This window comes from Stieleria sp., assembly GCF_041595215.1.
GTDB lineage: Bacteria > Planctomycetota > Planctomycetia > Pirellulales > Pirellulaceae > Stieleria > Stieleria magnilauensis.
Window position 1 is genome coordinate 1 of the sequence record NZ_JBFHKV010000673.1, and the last position, 4,821, is coordinate 4,821.

The 4,821-nt window shown below is 60.1% G+C and carries 3 protein-coding genes; 1 reads left to right on the forward strand and 2 read right to left on the reverse strand.

What is annotated here, in order from left to right; translation table 11 throughout:
• Both ABX749_RS22210 and ABX749_RS22215 read right to left on the reverse strand, forming a co-directional pair.
• Positions 1–944: DUF1501 domain-containing protein (locus tag ABX749_RS22210; RefSeq protein ID WP_372897909.1), on the reverse strand; the 944-nt coding region annotated here is incomplete at its 3' end.
• The gene (locus tag ABX749_RS22215; RefSeq protein WP_372897910.1) at positions 934–4,050 is read right to left on the reverse strand and encodes a PSD1 and planctomycete cytochrome C domain-containing protein; all 3,117 of its coding nucleotides are present in this window, start codon (positions 4,048–4,050) and stop codon (positions 934–936) included. The genes ABX749_RS22215 and ABX749_RS22210, both read right to left, overlap by 11 nt.
• Positions 4,051–4,492: 442 nt before the next feature.
• On the opposite strand from ABX749_RS22215, the gene ABX749_RS22220 reads away from it, so the two are divergent.
• Positions 4,493–4,821 (forward strand): hypothetical protein (locus tag ABX749_RS22220; RefSeq protein ID WP_372897911.1); only part of this gene is annotated, 329 nt, incomplete at its 3' end.

Here is a 4,821-nt window from a genome sequence, read left to right on the forward strand (position 1 = left end):
AGACAACGCGTTCCGTACTCGCGCGTTGCGTCGTCGTTGATGTCGTACAACTCGTGAGTCGCCTTGGTTTCCTTGGAAATGTCGAGAGCTTCACGGGCGGCCGTTTGCATCCGCGCGGCCAATTCATAACTGGCGATGCGGGCCTCCAAATCACTGGCACCGGGGAACCGGTCCGCATGGTTTCGGTTCAGCGTCTGCAGGAAATCCAGGTTCTGACGCTGCGGCAATCCTTGCAGGTGCGAGGGCGCATCCAGATTTAAAATCCGTGGCTCCTTGGGACGCAAGACGGTGCCTTGATAAAGTGCCGGCATGAACCCGCTGGACCAGTTGTTGGTGCCGTCGACGGGATGCCCGCCCGGGTCGGTCAACACCATGTAGGCGGGCAACTCTTGCGTCTCGCTGCCCAAGCCATACAACAGCCACGACGCCAAGTGGGCGCGACCGGTCACACCGGGGATTCCACCATGAAAGTAGCGGATCGACACTTCGTGGCCGTTCGCGCCGGTGTGCATGCTGCGGATCAGGCAGATGTCGTCGACGATCTGTGCCGTTTCAGGCAGCAACTCGGACAGTTCGGTCCCGCATTGGCCATGCTTGGCGAACTTCCACCGCGTCCCCATCAGCTTCTTACTGGCTTCGTTGACAAAGCTGTAGCCGACTTCGCCTTGGTATTCGGTGCCGTCGTATTTCGTCAGCTCCGGCTTGGGGTCGGTCAGGTCCATGTGTGACGGCCCGCCATGCTGGAACAGCGAGATCATCGCCTTGGCCTTGGGCGGATGATGCGTCGGTTTCAGCCCCAAGTCAAACGTGGGCGGCTGCATGGGGACGTTTTTCGGTTTTGCAGCCACTTGCTCTTGTTGCAACAACCAGGCCAGCGCGACCGATCCGATTCCCAATGCCTGGCGGTTTAGAAAACAGCGGCGGGTGAGGGTTTCATTCCACATACAAGAACTCGTTGGAACTGAGGAGCGACTGACACAGATTGGTCATCGCTTGAGAGACACTTGTTCTGCCCGGCGGGATGGCTTCGGGCATCGCATCCATCATCCGAATTTGGTCGGCGACGAATTCGACGGCTAGCGCCAGTTCGTCGCCGCGAGGCTGGCGGTTGTAGGCGAGTTCCCAGGCCCGAACGATCTGGCCGGGTACCGCACCGGTCGACTCGGCGGGGCCGGCGAATTGATCTTGCGAGCGAAATGTTTCTTCCGGCCCAGATGGTTTCGTCAATGTGATGGTCACCGGCCAAGTGAACGAGTCGGAAGTGTGGTTGCTTCGGCAATCGGTGACGAAGTCAATCGTGTCGCCGGATTGCAATTCGATGCGGTCGACCGTCGTCTCGACCGTGCCGTGCTGTGCGACCCAGTCCCCGATCAAACCGGACCGACTCGACACGATTCGCCCCCGTACACCATCGCCGTTGGTGGACGGGTGATGCAAGGATCCGCTGATCGCGATCACACCGTCACGCGGCGCCACCCAGCGACGCACGACCGATCGATCGGCATCATGGGGATGCCCGCCGCCGGCGTTCAGATGTGCCCAACCGAGATGCGCGTCCGGCAGCGTTTCGCCACCACTCCAATGCGTTCCCGTCCAGTGCGGAAACGGCGTGAATTTGGTGCGTCCGCTGTCTTCATCCAACCCGCCATAACCATACTGCCACTGTGATTGCTTGGGAGTCGGCACGTGGGGAAGCGACGCCAACCGCTGCTCCGACAAGGCGACCGCTTCTTGCGCCGCGCGGTCAGCCAGTTTGGCGGATTGATCGAGAATGAATTGACCGTTGAGCAACATCAACGACTGGGTCGCCACCGTCGAACTGACTCGGTTTTCACAATTGGTTTCCATCACCGGCGCATCAAAGGTCTGCAACAGTGCGACGGGGCGACTGCGGCGAGCCTGGACGTACAAACTGCGTCGCGATTGCGGCCCGTCCACGACGACCTGACCGGTTTCGTCTTCTTTGATGGCGACCGGTGGACCGAACAATCGGCGATCAAGCGATCCCGACGCCACCAGCATCCGATCGCGAATCGTTTCGGCTTCCAATCGTCGCAGGGTCCGCGCGTAGGGGTTCGCCGAAGTGGGAACAACGCTCTGCCGCCAAAGCGCCGAGGAAAGGATCAGGCGATGCAGCTGTTTGAGACTCCAGCCCTGCTGCACAAATTCAGCTGCCAACCAATCGAGCAGGCGGGAATCCGAAGGCATCGCACCGAGCTTGCCGAACTCACCGGGCGTGGCGACCAAGCCTTTGCCGAAGTGGTGCATCCAAACGCGATTGACGATCACACGCGAAAGCAATGGGTTGTCGCGATCGGTCAACCAGCGTGCGAAGGCAAGTCGACGTCCCGTGGACGCGATCTCGGGATCGTTGACCGGAAACTCGACCTGCCGGCCTTCCGGTGAAGCGACTTCCGGTGCAGCCGGCATGACGGTTTGCTTCGGTTGGCCGGGATCACCGCGGTGAAACAGTTTGGTTTCCGGGACATGGCCGGCCGGTTCGACCAACGCCCGCACAAATTCTTCGGTCGGTTTCTTGGCCCGCACTTCGGCGATCCGTTTGCTGATCTCGGCCAGCTTGGGTTTCGAATCAGGAATGTATTGGTACAGGTTGCCGGGGGTGATGTTGACGCTGGGGTTGGCCGCCAACAGTTTCTTCTGCTCTTCGTCACGTTCCTTGGCTGGCGTTTGGTACGCCTGGCGAAGCGACGTCCGCAGTGGTTCCTCGTAGTTGAGCAGTTCTTTGTCGAGCGCCTGCTTCATGTACTCGGCCTGCCGCTGGCTTCTCTCTTGCTCGATCTTCTTTGCTTCGATTTCCACCTCCGCGGCTCGTTCGCGGTCGGCGGCGGTGTACAGCGAAACCAGACGCGCGCCCGGTGTTTTCCACGCCTTCCAATCCAACGCGGGTTCAAAGACGGCGCGGAGCGCGTAGTAATCGGTTTGCAGGATCGGATCGTAGCGATGGTCGTGACACTGGGCACAGTGAAAGCTCAACCCCATCAGCGACGTCCCGACAATCTTGATCGTGTCGATCATGACTTGATTGCGTGCTTCGTCGTTATTGGCTCCGTTGCCGGTTCCATCAGCGGCCATCCGCAGAAAGCCGGTCGCGGTCAGCAATTCAATTTGTTCGGCTGTCAGGTCGCCGTTGCGGGGGCCGGCAAGTTCGTCGCCGGCGAGCTGCTCGATGATGAACTGATCGAACGGTTTGTCTGCATTGAGTGCACGAATGACCCAGTCGCGATACTTCCAGGCCCAGGCACGTTCGGGATCTGCCACGGTATAGCCTTCGGAGTCGGCGTAGCCGGCGACATCCAGCCAATGGCGTCCCCAGCGTTCGCCATAGTGCGGCGAATCGAGCAGTTCGGTCAGCAGGTGGTCGTACCAGTCTTCCCGTGAATCGTTGCACCAACGTTGCACCTCCTCGGCCGACGGCGGCAGACCGATCAAATCGAAATAAACGCGGATGACCAACGTCGTACGATCCGCCTCGGGTTCCAGCGGCAGGCGCTGCTCCTCTGCGTCTCGCAACACGATGGAATCGATCGGGTTTTGGACGCGGGGATGGTCCACCCGCGGCGGGGCTTTTTCGGTCGCAATCGGCTGAAAGACCCAATACGCCCGCTCTTCGGGGGTGATTCCCAGGCCGGGGCCGATCGAATCGGGTTCCGTCCGTGCCGTCGGAGCGCCCGCCAAAATCCATTGCTTCAGGATCGCGGTCTCATGGTCGGGGACGTTGTGATCTCCCGGAGGCATTTCACCGTCGATGACGCGTTGCAGCAGCAAGCTTTCCTCAGGATCGCCGGGCACGATCGACGCCCCGCTGTCACCGCCCGCTTTCATCAACCGGACAAGCCGCAAGTCCAAGCCGCCTTCCAATTCCGCCGTCGCCCCATGGCAATCAAAACAATGGGCGCGAAAGATCGGCCGGATGTGCTGCTCGTAGGTCAGCTTCTGCGTCGATGGTTCTTCGGCCGACGACGACCAAACGCCGATCAACGAAGCGTGCATGCAAAACAGCAGCACGGTCAAAAACGATGTGCGGGTCATCGTCAAAATCTCGAGAGCGCGAGTGGGGTGGGATCGGAACGCTCGGCCGAACAAATCAGCACGGCTCGGGAGTTTCGATTGAACCGTTAGCATACTCGAAAACCAATCCCGCCGTCACTCCAGCCCTCCACCCCCGCCTCGCCCCTTCCGGTTGCCGGGCCTCCCCTGAAAAGCGACGGTGACCGGTCCCATCGGAATGGCTGTCGGCGCGGCGATGCCGTCGGCTCGGGGGATGGCAAGACGCTAAACGGGGCAGGCCATTTACCGAATCTTTATCCACCCGGAGGGTTTCCGGCGGAACCCAAACCGGACCGGATCGGTTTAACACTGGATCCAGGTGCCAGCTGTAACGACGAGTGATGGGGTTCAATTTGTGAAACAGTGGTCTTTTTTTGGCCTTACAATCTCCTTACTCCTGCTCGTCATCGGAGCCGCCAATGGATTGCTCCTCCGGTCTCAGCAGGCGACCACGCCGAGTCATGCACCAGAATCGGAGATCCCCCACGCCAATGCGTCTGCCGATGCGCACGTCGATGCGTTGCAACTCAGCCTGACGGCAGCAGACGCATTCGCAAGGCGATCGCTGGACGAAACGATGGCATCACAAGAGGCCGTGTTAACTGAACTCGCGAGAGCGTACGGCGAAGAATCCAATCCGACCTTTGCCCATTCGTTTCTCTCGGCATCGGACGTGACGTATTCGCAGTACGTGCAGAATCAGCACTACGGAAAAAGCGATCAGGCGGCAAAAGTCTTCTTTCGACTCGGACA

What these genes read in the sequence shown, in the direction of transcription:
- ABX749_RS22215 (WP_372897910.1), bottom strand. Translation starts at nt 4,050, where the DNA reads ATGACCCGCACATCGTTTTTGACCGTGCTGCTGTTTTGCATGCACGCT.